The 14,749-nt window shown below is 68.3% G+C and carries 15 protein-coding genes; 10 read left to right on the forward strand and 5 right to left on the reverse strand.

The window, feature by feature from the left end:
* Positions 1–3 precede the first annotated feature (3 nt).
* The 8 genes from rpsL to O6P37_RS08650 all read left to right on the forward strand — a co-directional run bounded on the left by rpsL (position 4) and on the right by O6P37_RS08650 (position 8,269).
* Entirely contained in the window at positions 4–378 is a 375-nt protein-coding gene (gene rpsL / locus O6P37_RS08615; RefSeq protein WP_135126427.1) for a 30S ribosomal protein S12, read from the forward strand.
* Positions 378–848: a 30S ribosomal protein S7 gene (gene rpsG, locus O6P37_RS08620; RefSeq protein WP_077077601.1), complete on the forward strand. Its 471-nt coding sequence runs from the start codon at positions 378–380 to the stop codon at positions 846–848. The genes rpsL and rpsG overlap by 1 nt, the downstream gene beginning before the upstream one ends.
* Positions 849–949: 101 nt before the next feature.
* Positions 950–3,055 carry an elongation factor G gene (gene fusA / locus O6P37_RS08625; RefSeq protein WP_269893683.1) on the forward strand — a complete coding sequence of 702 codons (2,106 nt, stop codon included), beginning with the start codon at positions 950–952 and terminating at the stop codon, positions 3,053–3,055.
* Between the two features lie 85 nt (positions 3,056–3,140).
* The gene (gene tuf, locus O6P37_RS08630) at positions 3,141–4,331 is read left to right on the forward strand and encodes an elongation factor Tu (RefSeq protein WP_264011645.1); all 1,191 of its coding nucleotides are present in this window, start codon (positions 3,141–3,143) and stop codon (positions 4,329–4,331) included.
* A gap of 202 nt (positions 4,332–4,533) precedes the next feature.
* Entirely contained in the window at positions 4,534–5,472 is a 939-nt protein-coding gene (locus tag O6P37_RS08635) for a hypothetical protein (RefSeq protein WP_269893684.1), read from the forward strand.
* 158 nt (positions 5,473–5,630) lie between these two features.
* Positions 5,631–6,401, forward strand: a complete 771-nt coding sequence (locus O6P37_RS08640; RefSeq protein WP_269893685.1) for a cutinase family protein — start codon at positions 5,631–5,633, stop codon at positions 6,399–6,401.
* A gap of 80 nt (positions 6,402–6,481) precedes the next feature.
* A complete protein-coding gene (locus O6P37_RS08645) occupies positions 6,482–7,345 on the forward strand; it encodes an SHOCT domain-containing protein (RefSeq protein ID WP_269893686.1) in 864 nt (287 codons plus the stop codon).
* 69 nt (positions 7,346–7,414) lie between these two features.
* Positions 7,415–8,269, forward strand: a complete 855-nt coding sequence (locus O6P37_RS08650; protein WP_269893687.1) for a mycofactocin-coupled SDR family oxidoreductase — start codon at positions 7,415–7,417, stop codon at positions 8,267–8,269.
* A gap of 8 nt (positions 8,270–8,277) precedes the next feature.
* Here O6P37_RS08650 and rocD read toward each other — a convergent pair whose 3' ends face one another.
* Both rocD and ddaH read right to left on the reverse strand, forming a co-directional pair.
* On the reverse strand, positions 8,278–9,522 hold the full coding sequence (gene rocD, locus O6P37_RS08655; RefSeq protein ID WP_269893688.1) for an ornithine--oxo-acid transaminase: 1,245 nt from the start codon (positions 9,520–9,522) through the stop codon (positions 8,278–8,280).
* On the reverse strand, positions 9,495–10,343 hold the full coding sequence (gene ddaH / locus O6P37_RS08660; protein ID WP_269893689.1) for a dimethylargininase: 849 nt from the start codon (positions 10,341–10,343) through the stop codon (positions 9,495–9,497). The genes rocD and ddaH overlap by 28 nt, the downstream gene beginning before the upstream one ends.
* A 113-nt stretch (positions 10,344–10,456) precedes the next feature.
* Here ddaH and O6P37_RS08665 point away from each other — a divergent pair, with 113 nt between their 5' ends.
* A complete protein-coding gene (locus O6P37_RS08665) occupies positions 10,457–10,924 on the forward strand; it encodes an Lrp/AsnC family transcriptional regulator (protein ID WP_269893690.1) in 468 nt (155 codons plus the stop codon).
* Between the two features lie 37 nt (positions 10,925–10,961).
* Positions 10,962–12,143 (forward strand): NAD(P)/FAD-dependent oxidoreductase, encoded by a 1,182-nt coding sequence (locus O6P37_RS08670; protein WP_269893691.1) that lies wholly within the window; start codon positions 10,962–10,964, stop codon positions 12,141–12,143.
* Positions 12,144–12,195: 52 nt separating this feature from the next.
* Here O6P37_RS08670 and O6P37_RS08675 read toward each other — a convergent pair whose 3' ends face one another.
* The 3 genes from O6P37_RS08675 to mftR are packed head-to-tail and all read right to left on the reverse strand — an operon-like array spanning position 12,196 to position 14,726.
* Positions 12,196–13,488 carry a VOC family protein gene (locus O6P37_RS08675; protein ID WP_269894144.1) on the reverse strand — a complete coding sequence of 431 codons (1,293 nt, stop codon included), beginning with the start codon at positions 13,486–13,488 and terminating at the stop codon, positions 12,196–12,198.
* A gap of 5 nt (positions 13,489–13,493) precedes the next feature.
* Positions 13,494–14,024: an RNA polymerase sigma factor gene (locus O6P37_RS08680; RefSeq protein WP_269893692.1), complete on the reverse strand. Its 531-nt coding sequence runs from the start codon at positions 14,022–14,024 to the stop codon at positions 13,494–13,496.
* A 42-nt stretch (positions 14,025–14,066) separates the two neighbouring features.
* Positions 14,067–14,726 carry a mycofactocin system transcriptional regulator gene (gene mftR, locus O6P37_RS08685; protein WP_269893693.1) on the reverse strand — a complete coding sequence of 220 codons (660 nt, stop codon included), beginning with the start codon at positions 14,724–14,726 and terminating at the stop codon, positions 14,067–14,069.
* Between the last annotated feature and the right edge of the window lie 23 nt (positions 14,727–14,749).

The following is a 14,749-nucleotide window of genomic DNA, read 5'->3' on the forward strand; positions in this document are numbered from 1 at the left end:
TACATGCCAACCATCAACCAGCTGGTCCGCAAGGGTCGCCGCGACAAGATCGCCAAGGTCAAGACCGCGGCCCTCAAAGGCAGCCCGCAGCGCCGCGGCGTGTGCACCCGCGTGTACACGACCACCCCGAAGAAGCCGAACTCGGCGCTTCGGAAGGTCGCGCGCGTCAAGCTGACCAGCGCGGTCGAGGTCACCGCCTACATCCCCGGCGAGGGCCACAACCTGCAGGAGCACTCGATGGTGCTGGTGCGCGGCGGTCGTGTGAAGGACCTTCCGGGTGTGCGTTACAAGATCATCCGCGGCTCGCTCGACACCCAGGGCGTGAAGAACCGCAAGCAGGCCCGCAGCCGTTACGGCGCCAAGAAGGAGAAGAGCTGATGCCACGCAAGGGACCCGCGCCCAAGCGTCCGTTGGTCAACGACCCGGTCTACGGGTCGCAGCTGGTCACCCAGTTGGTCAACAAGGTGCTGCTGGACGGGAAGAAATCGCTGGCAGAACGCATTGTTTATGGTGCGCTCGAACAGGCCCGCGACAAGACCGGCACCGATCCAGTGGTCACCCTCAAGCGGGCGATGGACAACGTCAAGCCCGCACTCGAGGTCCGCAGCCGTCGCGTCGGTGGCGCCACCTACCAGGTGCCCGTCGAGGTCCGGCCGGAGCGGTCGGTCACGCTGGCGCTGCGCTGGCTGGTCAGCTTCTCCAAGCAGCGTCGTGAGAAGACGATGGTCGAGCGCCTGGCGAACGAGATCCTCGACGCCAGCAACGGCCTGGGTGCCGCCGTCAAGCGACGGGAAGACACCCACAAGATGGCCGAGGCGAACCGGGCCTTCGCGCACTACCGCTGGTGACCTAACGCGCCGGCGGCACTCCGGAGCCGCCCCCGGGCGGCAGCGATGCGGTCCGGCGCACTGAACAGACACCCACCACGCAAGCGAAAGAGAAGACTTCTGTGGCACAGAAGGACGTGTTGACCGACCTGACCAAGGTCCGCAACATCGGCATCATGGCGCACATCGACGCCGGTAAGACGACGACGACCGAGCGCATCCTCTACTACACCGGTATCAGCTACAAGATCGGTGAGGTGCACGACGGCGCCGCCACCATGGACTGGATGGAGCAGGAGCAGGAGCGGGGGATCACCATCACCTCCGCGGCCACCACCTGCTTCTGGAAAGACAACCAGATCAACATCATCGACACCCCCGGGCACGTCGACTTCACCGTCGAGGTGGAGCGCAGCCTGCGTGTGCTCGACGGTGCCGTGGCCGTGTTCGACGGCAAGGAGGGCGTGGAGCCCCAGTCCGAGCAGGTCTGGCGCCAGGCCGACAAGTACGACGTTCCCCGCATCTGCTTCGTCAACAAGATGGACAAGATCGGCGCGGACTTCTACTTCTCCGTCAAGACCATGGAGGACCGCCTCGGCGCCAACGTGATCCCGATCCAGATCCCGATCGGCTCCGAGGGTGACTTCGAGGGCGTCGTCGACCTGGTCGAGATGAACGCCAAGGTGTGGCGGGGCGAGACCAAGCTCGGTGAGACCTACGAGACCATCGACATCCCGGCCGAACTCCAGGAGCGGGCCGACGAGTACCGCACCAAGCTGCTCGAGGCCGTCGCCGAGACCGACGAGGCGCTGCTCGAGAAGTACTTCGGTGGCGAGGAACTGTCCATCGACGAGGTCAAGGGTGCACTGCGCAAGCTGACCATCAGCTCGCAGGCCTACCTGGTGCTGTGCGGCAGCGCGTTCAAGAACAAGGGTGTGCAGCCCATGCTCGACGCGGTGATCGATTACCTGCCGTCGCCGCTGGACGTCCCGCCTGCCGTCGGCCACGCGCCCGGCAAGGAGGACGAGGAGATCGTCCGCAAGCCGTCCACCGAGGAGCCGTTCTCCGGGCTGGCCTTCAAGGTCGCCACGCACCCGTTCTTCGGCAAGCTGACCTACGTCCGGGTGTACTCGGGCAAGGTCGACTCCGGTTCGCAGGTCATCAACGCGACCAAGGGCAAAAAGGAGCGGCTGGGCAAGCTGTTCCAGATGCACTCCAACAAGGAGAACCCGGTCGAGACGGCGTCTGCCGGTCACATCTACGCCGTGATCGGACTCAAGGACACCACCACCGGTGACACCCTGAGCGATGCGAATCACCAGGTCGTGCTCGAGTCGATGACCTTCCCCGATCCGGTGATCGAGGTGGCCATCGAGCCCAAGACCAAGAGCGACCAGGAGAAGCTGGGCACCGCGATCCAGAAGCTGGCCGAGGAGGATCCGACCTTCAAGGTGCACCTGGATCAGGAGACCGGCCAGACCGTCATCGGCGGCATGGGCGAGCTGCACCTCGACATCCTGGTCGACCGCATGAAGCGCGAGTTCAAGGTCGAGGCGAACGTCGGCAAGCCGCAGGTCGCCTACAAGGAGACCATCAAGCGCGCGGTCGACAAGGTCGAGTTCACCCACAAGAAGCAGACGGGTGGCTCCGGCCAGTTCGCGAAGGTGCTCATCTCCATCGAACCGTTCACCGGCGAGGACGGTGCCACCTACGAGTTCGAGAACAAGGTCACCGGCGGCCGCATCCCCCGCGAGTACATCCCGTCGGTGGACGCGGGCGCCCAGGACGCCATGCAGTACGGCGTGCTGGCCGGCTACCCGCTGGTCAACCTGAAGGTGACGCTGCTCGACGGCGCCTACCACGAGGTCGACTCGTCGGAAATGGCCTTCAAGGTCGCCGGCTCGCAGGTGCTCAAGAAGGCGGCCCAGGCTGCACAGCCGACGATTCTCGAGCCGATCATGGCGGTCGAGGTGACCACACCCGAGGACTACATGGGTGAGGTGATCGGCGACCTGAACTCCCGCCGTGGTCAGATCCAGGCCATGGAGGAGCGCTCCGGTGCGCGCGTCGTGAAGGCGCAAGTACCGCTGTCGGAGATGTTCGGCTATGTCGGCGACCTGCGGTCGAAGACCCAGGGCCGGGCGAACTACTCCATGGTGTTCGACTCGTACGCCGAGGTTCCGGCGAACGTGTCGAAGGAGATCATCGCGAAGGCGACGGGTCAGTAGTCTGACCTGTCGGTCTTCGCGGATCACAACTGAAGAAACCAACCTGCTTTAACCAAAGCACCAACAAGTCCAGGAGGACACAGAAGTGGCGAAGGCGAAGTTCGAGCGGACGAAGCCGCACGTCAACATCGGGACCATCGGTCACGTTGACCACGGCAAGACGACGCTTACTGCAGCAATCACCAAGGTTCTGCACGACAAGTATCCCGATTTGAACGAGTCGCGCGCATTCGACCAGATCGACAATGCGCCTGAAGAGCGGCAGCGCGGTATCACGATCAACATCTCCCACGTGGAGTACCAGACCGAGAAGCGCCACTACGCGCACGTGGACGCTCCCGGCCACGCGGACTACATCAAGAACATGATCACCGGTGCCGCCCAGATGGACGGCGCGATCCTCGTGGTCGCCGCGACCGACGGTCCGATGCCGCAGACGCGTGAGCACGTGCTGCTGGCCCGCCAGGTCGGCGTGCCCTACATCCTGGTCGCCCTGAACAAGGCCGACGCCGTCGACGACGAGGAGCTCATCGAGCTCGTCGAGATGGAGGTCCGCGAGCTGCTGGCCGCACAGGACTTCGACGAGGACGCCCCGGTCGTGCGCGTCTCGGCGCTCAAGGCGCTCGAGGGCGACGAGAAGTGGGTCGAGTCGATCGTCGAGCTGATGGCGGCCGTCGACGAGTCCATCCCGGACCCGGTCCGCGAGACCGAGAAGCCGTTCCTGATGCCCGTCGAGGACGTCTTCACGATCACCGGCCGCGGCACCGTGGTCACCGGTCGTGTGGAGCGCGGCGTGGTCAACGTGAACGAGGAAGTGGAGATCGTCGGCATCAAGACGACCACCACCAAGACCACGGTCACCGGTGTGGAGATGTTCCGCAAGCTGCTCGACCAGGGTCAGGCCGGTGACAACGTCGGCCTGCTGCTGCGTGGCATCAAGCGCGAGGACGTCGAGCGCGGCCAGGTCGTCGTGAAGCCCGGCACCACCACGCCGCACACCGACTTCGAGGGCCAGGTCTACATCCTGTCCAAGGACGAGGGCGGCCGGCACACGCCGTTCTTCAACAACTACCGTCCGCAGTTCTACTTCCGGACCACGGACGTGACCGGTGTGGTGACCCTGCCCGAGGGCACTGAGATGGTGATGCCCGGTGACAACACCGACATCAGCGTCAAGCTGATCCAGCCGGTCGCCATGGACGACGGCCTGCGCTTCGCGATCCGTGAGGGTGGCCGCACCGTCGGCGCCGGCCGGGTCACCAAGATCATCAAGTAGTTCGCCTACTGACGATCGGAAGCCGCTTTGCTTTTGCTGTATTCGCCGGTGCGGGTCAAGTGAGGTGCGGACGCGCCGAGGAATTTGCAGATTCAAGGAAATGGAGGTGTCCACCCGGACCTCGGCGGTGATACGTTGCCGAGTGCGGTGTCGTCCCACGCGACCCCAGGGCACGACCGATCGCAACGAGTCGAGGTAGCAGATGGACGACGAGGCAACCGAGCCGATCCGGCAGGCGACGCCGCTCACCGGCCGGGTCCGGCAGCAGTTGACCCCGTCGCGGATCGTCGCGGGCGTCTCGACGGCGATCGCCGTCGCGGCGGTCGGCGCGCTGATCTGGGTGGTCGACCAGCAGCCTGCCGACAGCGCGGCGGCGAAGGATCCGGGTCCCGCTTCGGTCGCGTCGGCACCCCGGGTGACCGCTCAACCGGTGGCCGCGCGTCCGGTTGCCGCCACTCCCGCCCCAGCCGCGCCTCAGGCGGTTCCGGCTCCCGAACCCTCGAGCGCCCTCGCACCGGCCGCGAATTCCACTGCCGCTGCGCGCAACCCGATGTTCTCGCCCATCCGGCCCGCGACGAAGCCCACCTCGGCCGCCCCGCGCCCCGCCGCCGCCCCGCGTCCCGAGCCGGCCCCGCGTCCGAATTTCGACTTCACGCCCGTCCGGCCGGAGAACTTCTGGTCGCCGGCGCAGGTACCGGCGGGAGTCGACGCGCAGCGCACGGTCGACACCGTCGTCGGCGCGGTCACCGGCACTGCGGGCTGGGTCGGCAACGGCGTGGTCGACATCCTGAGCGCCATGATCATCGCCAACGGCAACGGCAATTGGCCCGGCGGTCCCCAGACGCCGGAGGCCGCCCTCGGCGCACTCCTGCTCCCGGCCCTCACCACGGGGCCTGGCATGCCGAATTCCCTGCCAGCCCTCGACCTCTCCACGCTGCCGCCGCCGAATCTGGACTTCATGCGCAACGTCCCGCCGCCCAACCTCGACTTCCTGCGGAACATCCCGCCGCCGAACCTCGACGTGACGAAGATCCCCCCGCCGAACCTGGACTTCCTGCAGAGCATTCCGCCGCCGCAGATGCCGCCGCCGCCGAACCTCGACTTCCTGCGCAGCATCCCGCCGCCACGCTTCCCGTTCTGACACTCCGAGTGGTGCCGTCCCACCTGTAACACGTCCGGCCGTCCGGCGATATATCTCGCAGTGGCCGCGCGACGGCCGGAAAGGGTCGGGGTCTCGTGTTTCGTCGTTTAGCTTCGCTGGTCGGTGCCACCGCTCTCGGGGGCGCCGCCGTGATCGGCATGGCCGGTGCGGCCCAGGCGCAACCCGCATGCCCGGATGTGCACTGGATGGGTGCCGCCGGCTCCGGTGAGCGCGGTGCCGAGGTCACCATGAACGAGGGCATGGGACGTGTGGTCTACCGGTCCATGCTCGACCTGGATCGCCAGCTACAGCAGGACGGCCGCACCATGACGGCCGAGGCCGTCGTGTACCCGGCGACGGAGGTCCCCGAGGACGGCGGGATCCTGGACTGGTCCGGCTTCATCGACAGTGTCGACGAGGGCTCCGCGGCGCTGGGCAGCCAATACGCGGCGTTCGTGCAGCAGTGCCCGACCACCAAGGTGGTGCTCGCCGGCTACTCGCAGGGCGCGATGGTGGTGCACCGCAACCTGCACGCGCTGGCCGCCAGCCCGAACCTCGCCGCGTCGCTGCTGATCGCCGACGGCGACCGGCTGCCCGCCGACCCGACGCGCAACCTCGGCTCGGTATCGTCCGTGCCCGGCGCCGGCAAGGGCGTCGCGCAGGACTGGCCGATCCTGGCGCATGCGCCCGCACCGCTGTCTCCCGCTGTCGGCAGCCGGACGATCAGCGTGTGCGACCTCGGCGACGCGGTGTGCGACTACGACCCCGAGGCCGAGGACACCATGAACCCGCTCGCGGTGGCTGTTCACACCAGCTACGCCACGTCGACGGCCGGCGACTACGTCTGGACCTCGCCGCTGTACCAGCTGGTGTCGTCGACGCTTCCGTCCCCGCAGAACCCCGTGCAGGACGTCTCGCTGCCGTCCTGAGGCACCCTGGAAGACACCACTCGAAAAGCGCCGGTGAGCGTTAGTCTGACACGCGACGTGTCAGACGAGGGGTGTGGCAGATGTTGTGGCGGTACATCAAAGCTCAGGTGATGGTCCTGCTGTGCGGCGGCCTGGTCGGGCCGATCTTTCTCGTTGTCTACTTCGCGATGGGCCGAAGTGAGTACGTCGCCTGGATGTTCTGGGCCGGCCTGCTGATCACTGTCGTCGACGTCCTGGTCGCGCTGGCGCTGGCGTCGTGGAACGCGCAACGCGCGGCGAAGACGCAGGCGCTCGAGGCGGGCGGCGTGCTCGCCCTGGCCCAGATCACCGGTATCCACGACACCAGCACGCGGATCAACGACCAGCCGCTGGTCAAGCTGGACCTGAACATCTCGGGTCCGGGACTGGCGCCGTTCGCCAGCCAGGACCGGGTGGTCGCGTCGATCGGCCGGTTGCCGATGATCACCAACCGGAGGCTGGCCGTGCTGGTCGATCCGGCCACCAACGAGTACCAGATCGACTGGGACAGAAGCAGTCTGATCGGCGGGCTGATGCCGGCGACGTTCACGGTGGCCGAGGACAACCGCACCTACGACCTCACCGGTCAGGCGGAACCGCTGATGGAGATCCTGCAGATCCTCAAGGCCCACAACATCGGCATGAACAACATGATCGACCTGCGCTCCAATCCGGCCGCCCGGCAACAGGTGCAGGACATCGTCCGGCGGGCGGCGGCCCGGCAGGCGCCGGCCGCACCGCCCGCAGCGGCCACCATGCCCGCCGCAGTCCCGCCGTCGGCATCACCGTCGCCGGCCGCGGCGGTCGCCCCGCCGCAACAGTCGACCGCGGCCCGGTTGCAGGAACTCGAGACGCTGCGGGCCATGGGCTCGGTCTCCGAGGAGGAGTACGCCGCCAAGCGCCAGGCCATCATCGCCGACCTCTGACTCGGCGGTATCTAGAACACGTTCCAGTTCGGCTGTTAGCCTGATCGCGTAATCGCGAAAGGAGCAGCGGTGACTGCATCGGGTGGACCCCTGGACGGGCGAGTGGCATTCATCACCGGGGCCGCCCGGGGACAGGGCCGGGCGCACGCGGTCCGGCTGGCCGCCGACGGCGCCGACATCATCGCGATCGACATCTGCGCCCCGGTCTCCGACACGATCACCTACCCGCCTGCCACCTCCGAGGAACTGGCCGAGACGGTGCGTGCGGTCGAGTCGACCGGCCGCAAGGTGCTCGCCCGGGAGGTCGACATCCGCGATCTGTCCGCGCTGCAGCAGGTGGTGGCCGACGGTGTCGAGCAGTTCGGCCGGCTCGACATCCTGGTGGCCAACGCCGGTGTGCTCAGCTGGGGCCGGCTCTGGGAGATGTCGGAAGAGCAGTGGCACACCGTCATCGACGTCAACCTCAACGGGACGTGGAAGACGATCCGGGCAGCGCTGCCTGCGATGATCGAGGCCGGTAACGGCGGCTCGGTCATCATCGTCAGCTCGTCGGCCGGTCTGAAGGCCACGCCCGGCAACGGCCACTACTCCGCGTCAAAGCACGGACTCACCGCGCTGACCAACGGCCTCGCGCTCGAGGCGGGCGAATTCGGCATCCGGGTCAACTCGATCCACCCCTACTCGATCGACACGCCCATGGTCGAGCGCGACGCCATGATGGAGGTGTTCGGCAAGCACCCGAGCTTCCTGCACAGCTTCGCCCCGATGCCGCTGCACCCCGTCAACCACGATGGCAAGAAGGGTCTGCAGGAGTTCATGTCACCCGACGAGGTGGCCGACGTGGTGGCCTGGCTCGCAGGCGACGGATCGGCGACGCTGTCGGGCAGCCAGATCGCCGTCGACCGCGGTGTGATGAAGTACTGACCTGCCGCTCAGCCCGTCAGCACGGCGCTGAACTGATCCACCGCCCAGGCGATCTCGTCTTCGGTGATCACCAGTGGGGGAGCGAATCGCAGCGTCGAGCCGTGCGTGTCCTTGACCAGGACGCCGCGCTCGGCGAGCCGCAGGCTGATCTGCTTCCCGCTGCCGAGCGCCGGATCGATGTCGACGCCGGCCCACAGGCCCAGCCCGCGCACCTCGACCACGCCGTGGCCGATGAGCCCGCGCAGCCGCTCGTGCAGGACGCGGCCCAGCTGCGCCGAACGTTGCTGGTACTCGCCGCGCTCGAGCATCGCCACGACCGTGCTGCCGATGGCGGCAGCCAGTGGATTGCCGCCGAACGTGGAACCGTGCTCGCCGGGGTGCAGCACCCCGAGCACGTCGCGGTCGGCGACCACCGCCGACAGCGGCACCACCCCGCCCCCGAGCGCCTTGCCGAGCAGGTAGACGTCGGGCCGCACATCCCAGTGGTCACAGGCGAACGTGCGGCCAGTGCGGGCCAGTCCGGACTGGATCTCGTCGGCGATCATCAGCACGCCGCGGTCGGTGCACAGGCGCCGGACCCGCGGCAGGTAGTCCGCGGGCGGGACGATGATGCCGGCTTCGCCCTGGATCGGCTCGAGCAGCACCGCGACGGTGTGCTCGTCGATCACGGCGGCCAGTGCGTCGGCGTCACCGAACGGCACCGAGCGGAATCCCGGTGTGTACGGGCCGAATCCGCGGCGGGCGGTCTCGTCGTCGGAGAAGCTGATGATCGTCGTGGTGCGGCCGTGGAAGTTGTTGGCGGCCACCACGATGTTGCCGAGGCCGGCGGGGACGCCCTTGACGTCGGTGCCCCACTTGCGGGCCACCTTGAGCGCACTCTCGACGGCCTCGGCGCCGCTGTTCATCGGCAGCACCATGTCCTTCCCGCACATCGCGGCCAGCGCGGCGCAGAACGGGCCGAGCCGGTCGGAGTGGAACGCGCGGCTGACCAGGGTCACCGCGTCGAGCTGCGCGTGCGCGGTGGCGATCACCTCGGGATGGCGATGCCCGAAGTTCACCGCCGAGTAGGCCGCCAGGCAGTCGAGGTGGCGACGGCCTTCGACGTCGGTGATCCACACCCCCTCCGCGTGCGCGGCGACCACCGGCAGCGGTGAGTAGTTGTGGGTGACATGGCGGTCGTCGAGGGCGATGGCGCGCTCGGTCTCCGTCTCGAAGTCCACGATCGTCACGGGTGTACCTCCAATGTGCAGCATTTGACGGAGCCGCCGCCCTTGAGCAGCTCGGAGAGGTCGACGCCGACGGGACGGAAGCCGGCGTCGCGGAGTTGCCCGGCGAAGCCGGTGGCGGCGGCGGGCAGCACCACGTTGAGCCCGTCGGACACCGCGTTGAGGCCGAGGGCGAAGGCGTCGGCGCTGGCCACCTCGATCGCATCGGGGAAGACCTCGAGCAGGTGGGTCCGCGAGGCTTCGGCGAATGCCGGCGGGTAGAACGCCACCGTGGTGTCGTCGAGCACCGCGAGTGCGGTGTCGAGGTGGTAGAACCGCGGGTCGATGAGTTCGAGGCTCAGCACCGGCACGTCGAGGATGTCCGCGATCTCGTCGTGGGCGCGACGGTCGGTGCGAAAGCCGTACCCGGCCAACATCATCGGGCCGATCATCAACAGATCGCCCTGGCCCTCGTTGAGGTGGCGGGTGTGCACCGGCGCGAAGCCGCACCGCTGGAGCCAGGCGGCGTAGGCGGCGGACTCGGCGGCCCGCTGCGGGTAGGCGAACCGGGCCAGGATCGCGTTGTCCCCGACCACCACCGCGCCGTTGGCGGCGTACACCATGTCGGGCAGACCGGCGCGGGCGTCGACGAGTTCGACCGTGTGCCCGAGACTTTCGTAGGTGCGGCGCAGGACGTCCCACTGGGCGACGGCGAGGGCGGTGTCGACCGGAACGGTCGTGTCCATCCAGGGGTTGATCGCGTACTCGACGGCGAAGTGGGTGGGCGCCGTCATGGCGTAGCGGCGGGTTCGGGCGACTCGTGCGTCGGGCAGGGCGCCGACTGGGGCGTCGGCAGCGGACAACGTCATGGATCGACGATAGAAGGGCGCGGTTGTGCAATCAATCGCTGCCTATTGCTTGTATACCGACGATCTATTGCGCTGCGGCTACTATGTCAGCAATCTATTGCGCGGAGGTGATCATGGACCGTCTGGACAGCACCGACGAGCGGATCCTGGCCGAATTGGCCGAGCACGCCAGGGCGACGTTCGCCGAGATCGGCCAGCGGGTCAGCCTGTCGGCGCCCGCGGTGAAGCGGCGGGTCGACCGGATGATCGACGACGGGGTGATCCGCGGGTTCACCACCGTCGTGGACCGCAGCGCGCTCGGCTGGAACACCGAGGCCTTCGTACAGGTGTTCTGCCACGGCACAATTGCGCCCGACGAACTGCGGGCGGCGTGGGTCGACATCCCCGAGGTGGTCAGCGCGGCCACCGTCACCGGCACCGCCGACGCCATCCTGCACGTGCTCGCGCGCGACATGCGGCACCTCGAACAGGCACTGGAACGCATCCGGGCGAGTGCGGACATCGAGCGCAGCGAGAGCATCGTGGTGCTGTCGAACCTCATCGACCGCGCCGCTCCGGAGGTGTCCGAAGGCACAGGGTGACGTGCATGTGGCGGGCGTCATCGTGTAGAACTCCCACGTGAGCACTTCAGGGGGCATCGTCATCGTCGGCGGCGGCCTGGCGGCCGCTCGCACCGCCGAGCAGCTGCGGCGTTCGCAGTTCAGCGGGGCGGTGACCATCGTCAGCGACGAGGACCATCTGCCGTACGACCGGCCGCCGCTGTCGAAGGAAGTACTGCGCAGCGAGACCGACGACGTCACGCTCAAGCCGGCCGAGTTCTACGACGAGAACGACATCACCATGCTGCTCGGCGCCGGGGCGAAGTCCGTCGACACCGCCGCCAGGACGCTGACGCTGTCCGACGGCCGCGAGATCGGCTACGACGAGCTGGTGATCGCCACCGGTCTGGTGCCCAAACGCATCCCGTCGTTCCCCGATCTCGCGGGCATCCACGTGCTGCGGAACTTCAACGAGAGCCTCGCCCTGCGCCGGGAGGCCGGATCGGCACGGCGCGCGGTGGTGGTCGGCGCCGGCTTCATCGGCTGCGAGGTCGCGGCCAGCCTGCGCAGCATGGGGGTGGAGGTGACGCTGGTCGAGCCGCAGCCCGCGCCGCTGGCCAACGTGCTGGGTCAGCAGATCGGCGAGCTGGTCGCCCGCGTGCACCGCGCCGAGGGCGTCGACGTGCGGTGCGGGGTCGGGGTGTCGGAAGTGGTCGGCACCGACAAGGTCGAGAAGGTCGTGCTCGCAGACGGCGCCGAGGTCGAGGCGGACCTGGTGGTCGTCGGCATCGGGTCCACCCCCGCGGTCGGCTGGCTCGAGGGCAGCGGCATCGCACTGGACAACGGCGTGGTCTGCGATGCGCAGGGCCGCAGCAGCGCCCCGAACGTGTGGGCCATCGGTGACGTGGCGTCCTGGCGCGATACCGTGGGTCAGCAAGTGCGCGTTGAACATTGGAGCAACGTGGCCGACCAGGCCCGGGTTCTCGTGCCGGCGATGCTCGGGCAGGACGTGCCCCAGGTGGTCAGCGTGCCGTACTTCTGGAGCGACCAGTACGACGTGAAGATCCAGTGCCTCGGCGAGCCGGAGGCCGACGACATCGTGCACGTCGTCGAGGACGACGGCCGCAAGTTCCTGGCGTTCTACGAGCGCGACGGTGTGGTCGCGGGTGTGGTCGGCGGCGGCATGCCGGGCAAGGTCATGAAGACCAGGGCCAAGATCGCCAACGGCGCCCCGATCGCCGACGTCCTGCCCAAGCCCTGAGCGAGTTCGGCGCGGAAACCGTCGCTCAGCGAACGTTTCCGCGCCGAAATCCCTAGAACTCGCCGAGGTAGAAGCGGCCGCCCTGGTCGTCGGTGCACTGGGCGGTGACGCCGTAGGGCTGCCGTGCCGGCTGCTCGATCACGGTGCCGCCGGCCTCGACGACCCGCCGCACGGCCGCGTCGATGTCCGCGACCGTCCACATCGGCACGGTGGTGGGGGTGGCGCTACCGCCGGCCATCCCCGACATCGGGTGCGGGCCCGTGACGCCCCAGCCGTCGTCGACACGGCCCCGTTCGAACGTCCAGAACAGCACCCGGCTGTAGAACGACTTGAACGCCGCCGAGTCCTCGACCTCGTAGGTGATGTACGAGAGTTCGCCCGGTCCACCGCCATTGAGCTCGGGCCGCGGCTCACCGGGCGCGGGCTGGTACACCGCGAACTCCATACCCGAGGCGTCGGTGGCGCCGAGCACCGCGCCGAAGTCGAACTGCTGCACCTCGTCGACGCTTCCGCCGCCGTCGAGGATCGACTGCCGCGCGCCCGCGAGGTCGGTGACGGCGTAGCAGCAGAACAGCGTGCTGCGGTCGCCGACGGAGAAGATGCCGATGCGCTGGCCGGTGTTGGTGACCCGGTGTGTCGCCGGGTCGTAGGCCCAGCCCAGCACGTGGCCGTAGAAGGCGGCCGCGCGATCGGCGTCGGGCGTCCACAACGAGACGTAGCCGACGTCACCGTGTTGGATCGGGGTGGCGGCGCCGGTGAGCGGCCCGGACAGCATCCACCGATGGCCGAACGGGTCGGTGATCGATGCGCCCCGCGAGCCGTGCTGCTCATAGGCCTCGCTCTGCACCCGGGCGCCGCGGTCGCGGGCCCGGCGCAGGGCGGCGTCGGTATCGGGTACGGCGATCATCAGACTGACCGAAACCGCTTGCGGATCCGGCGCTCTCAGTCCGAGTTCCGGATACTCGTCGGCCAGGTAGAACACCCCGCCGGACAAAGCCAACTCGGCGTGGCCGACGCGGCCGTCGTCCATCACGATCGGTTCACCGACCAACGTCGCGCCCAGGGCGTCGACGTACCAGTCGATGGCGGCCCGGCCGTCGGCGACCGCGAGGTAGGGCAGTGCGGCGGAGCGGGGGACGGTCGACGCGGCCGCCGGTGCGGCGGTGGTCTCGTTCAGTTCGGCGATTGCGGTGTCGGTGCCACTCATGACAACTCCTGAGGTTTGACGGGGAAGGGTGAGCGCCGATTCCAGGCGCGACCGCAGCCGTGCCGCGAACGCCGGATCGGGTTGTACCGGAAGGTCGTCGCCCTGCAGTGCGTCCAACGGATCGTGGTTGTTGTTCACACCCTTCATGACGGGGTCCCTCCTTCCGGGTAGTGCGTGCGGAATGCGCGGCGGGCCCGCACCAGCAGCGCCTCGGTGGCGTGCACCGTGCGGCCGATCAGTTCGGCGCACTCGGGTACCGAGCAGTCGTCCATGTAGCGCAGCGCCAGTACGGTCCGATGGTGTTCGGGCAGCCTGGCGAGCACGCTCTCGGCGACGATGCGGTCCAATTCGGCATCCCAGTGGTCGATCGGGTCCACGGGTTCGGGCAGCTCGGCGACCGGAACGCTGAACCGGTCATGCCGGCGGCGATAGTGATCGGCGAGCTTGTGCCGCGCCACCCCGATCAACCACGGCACCGAGATCGCCGGTGGAACGTCCTTGCGGGCCGCGTCCATGGCGGCCAGAAAGGTCTCCGACGTCAGGTCCTCGGCGGTGCCGCGGTCGCCGCAGCGCCGGACGAAGTAGCCGTACACGGACGGCAACGCCTCGTCGTACAGCGCTATCAGACGCTGCGGCGCTTGAGCGGGATCGGCCCGCCCGGATGGGACGCTCACACCCTCAACGTCGCCACCGGAACCCGGACTCCGACGCCCCGATCACGTTTTTCTTCTCTCCGGCCTCAAAGGATCCCGGTCGAGCGCCCGCAGGCCGTCGCTGACCGTGTCGAATGCGGCGTCGAGGGCGTCGGCGAGTGACACCGACTCGTCGGCCAGCCAGTGCTCGTACGCCGAAAGTGCGGTGCCGAGCATCGTCCACGCCACGGTCTGCGGAACCAGGTCGGCGGGCTTGGTCCCCAGCCTGCGGGACACGAACTCCGCCACCACCGCACGCCAACCGCCGTACATCGTCATCGAATGTGCCTGCAGCGCATCGGTCTGCAGGATGACGCGCATGCGCTGCCGGTGTCGTGGCGTCTCGGCCTCGTCGAACCGGTTGAACGCCAGCAGCGCCGCGCGCAGCGAGTCGCCGATCGGCACCTGCGGGTCGGCGGCGTCCAGCAGGGCCCGCATCCGGTCCAGGTGGGCGTCGAAGTCGCCCCACGGGATGGCGTTCTTGGACGGGTAGTAGCGGAACAGGGTGCGCCGGGCGATGCCCGCCGCGGCGGCGACGTCGTCGACGCTGACCTCGTCGAACCCCCGGGCGGTGAACAGATCGAGAGCGACGTCGGTGATGTGCTCACCCGTGGTGGAGCGGCGCCGGCCCACGCCACGCTTGACATCGCCGGCCTGTGGACGGGGTGCCGCATCGTCCCGCATCCGACCCACCCTTCCATTTCGGC

The sequence above is a fragment of the Mycobacterium hippophais genome (assembly GCF_027529605.1).
GTDB classification, from domain to species: Bacteria; Actinomycetota; Actinomycetes; order Mycobacteriales; family Mycobacteriaceae; genus Mycobacterium; species Mycobacterium arseniciresistens.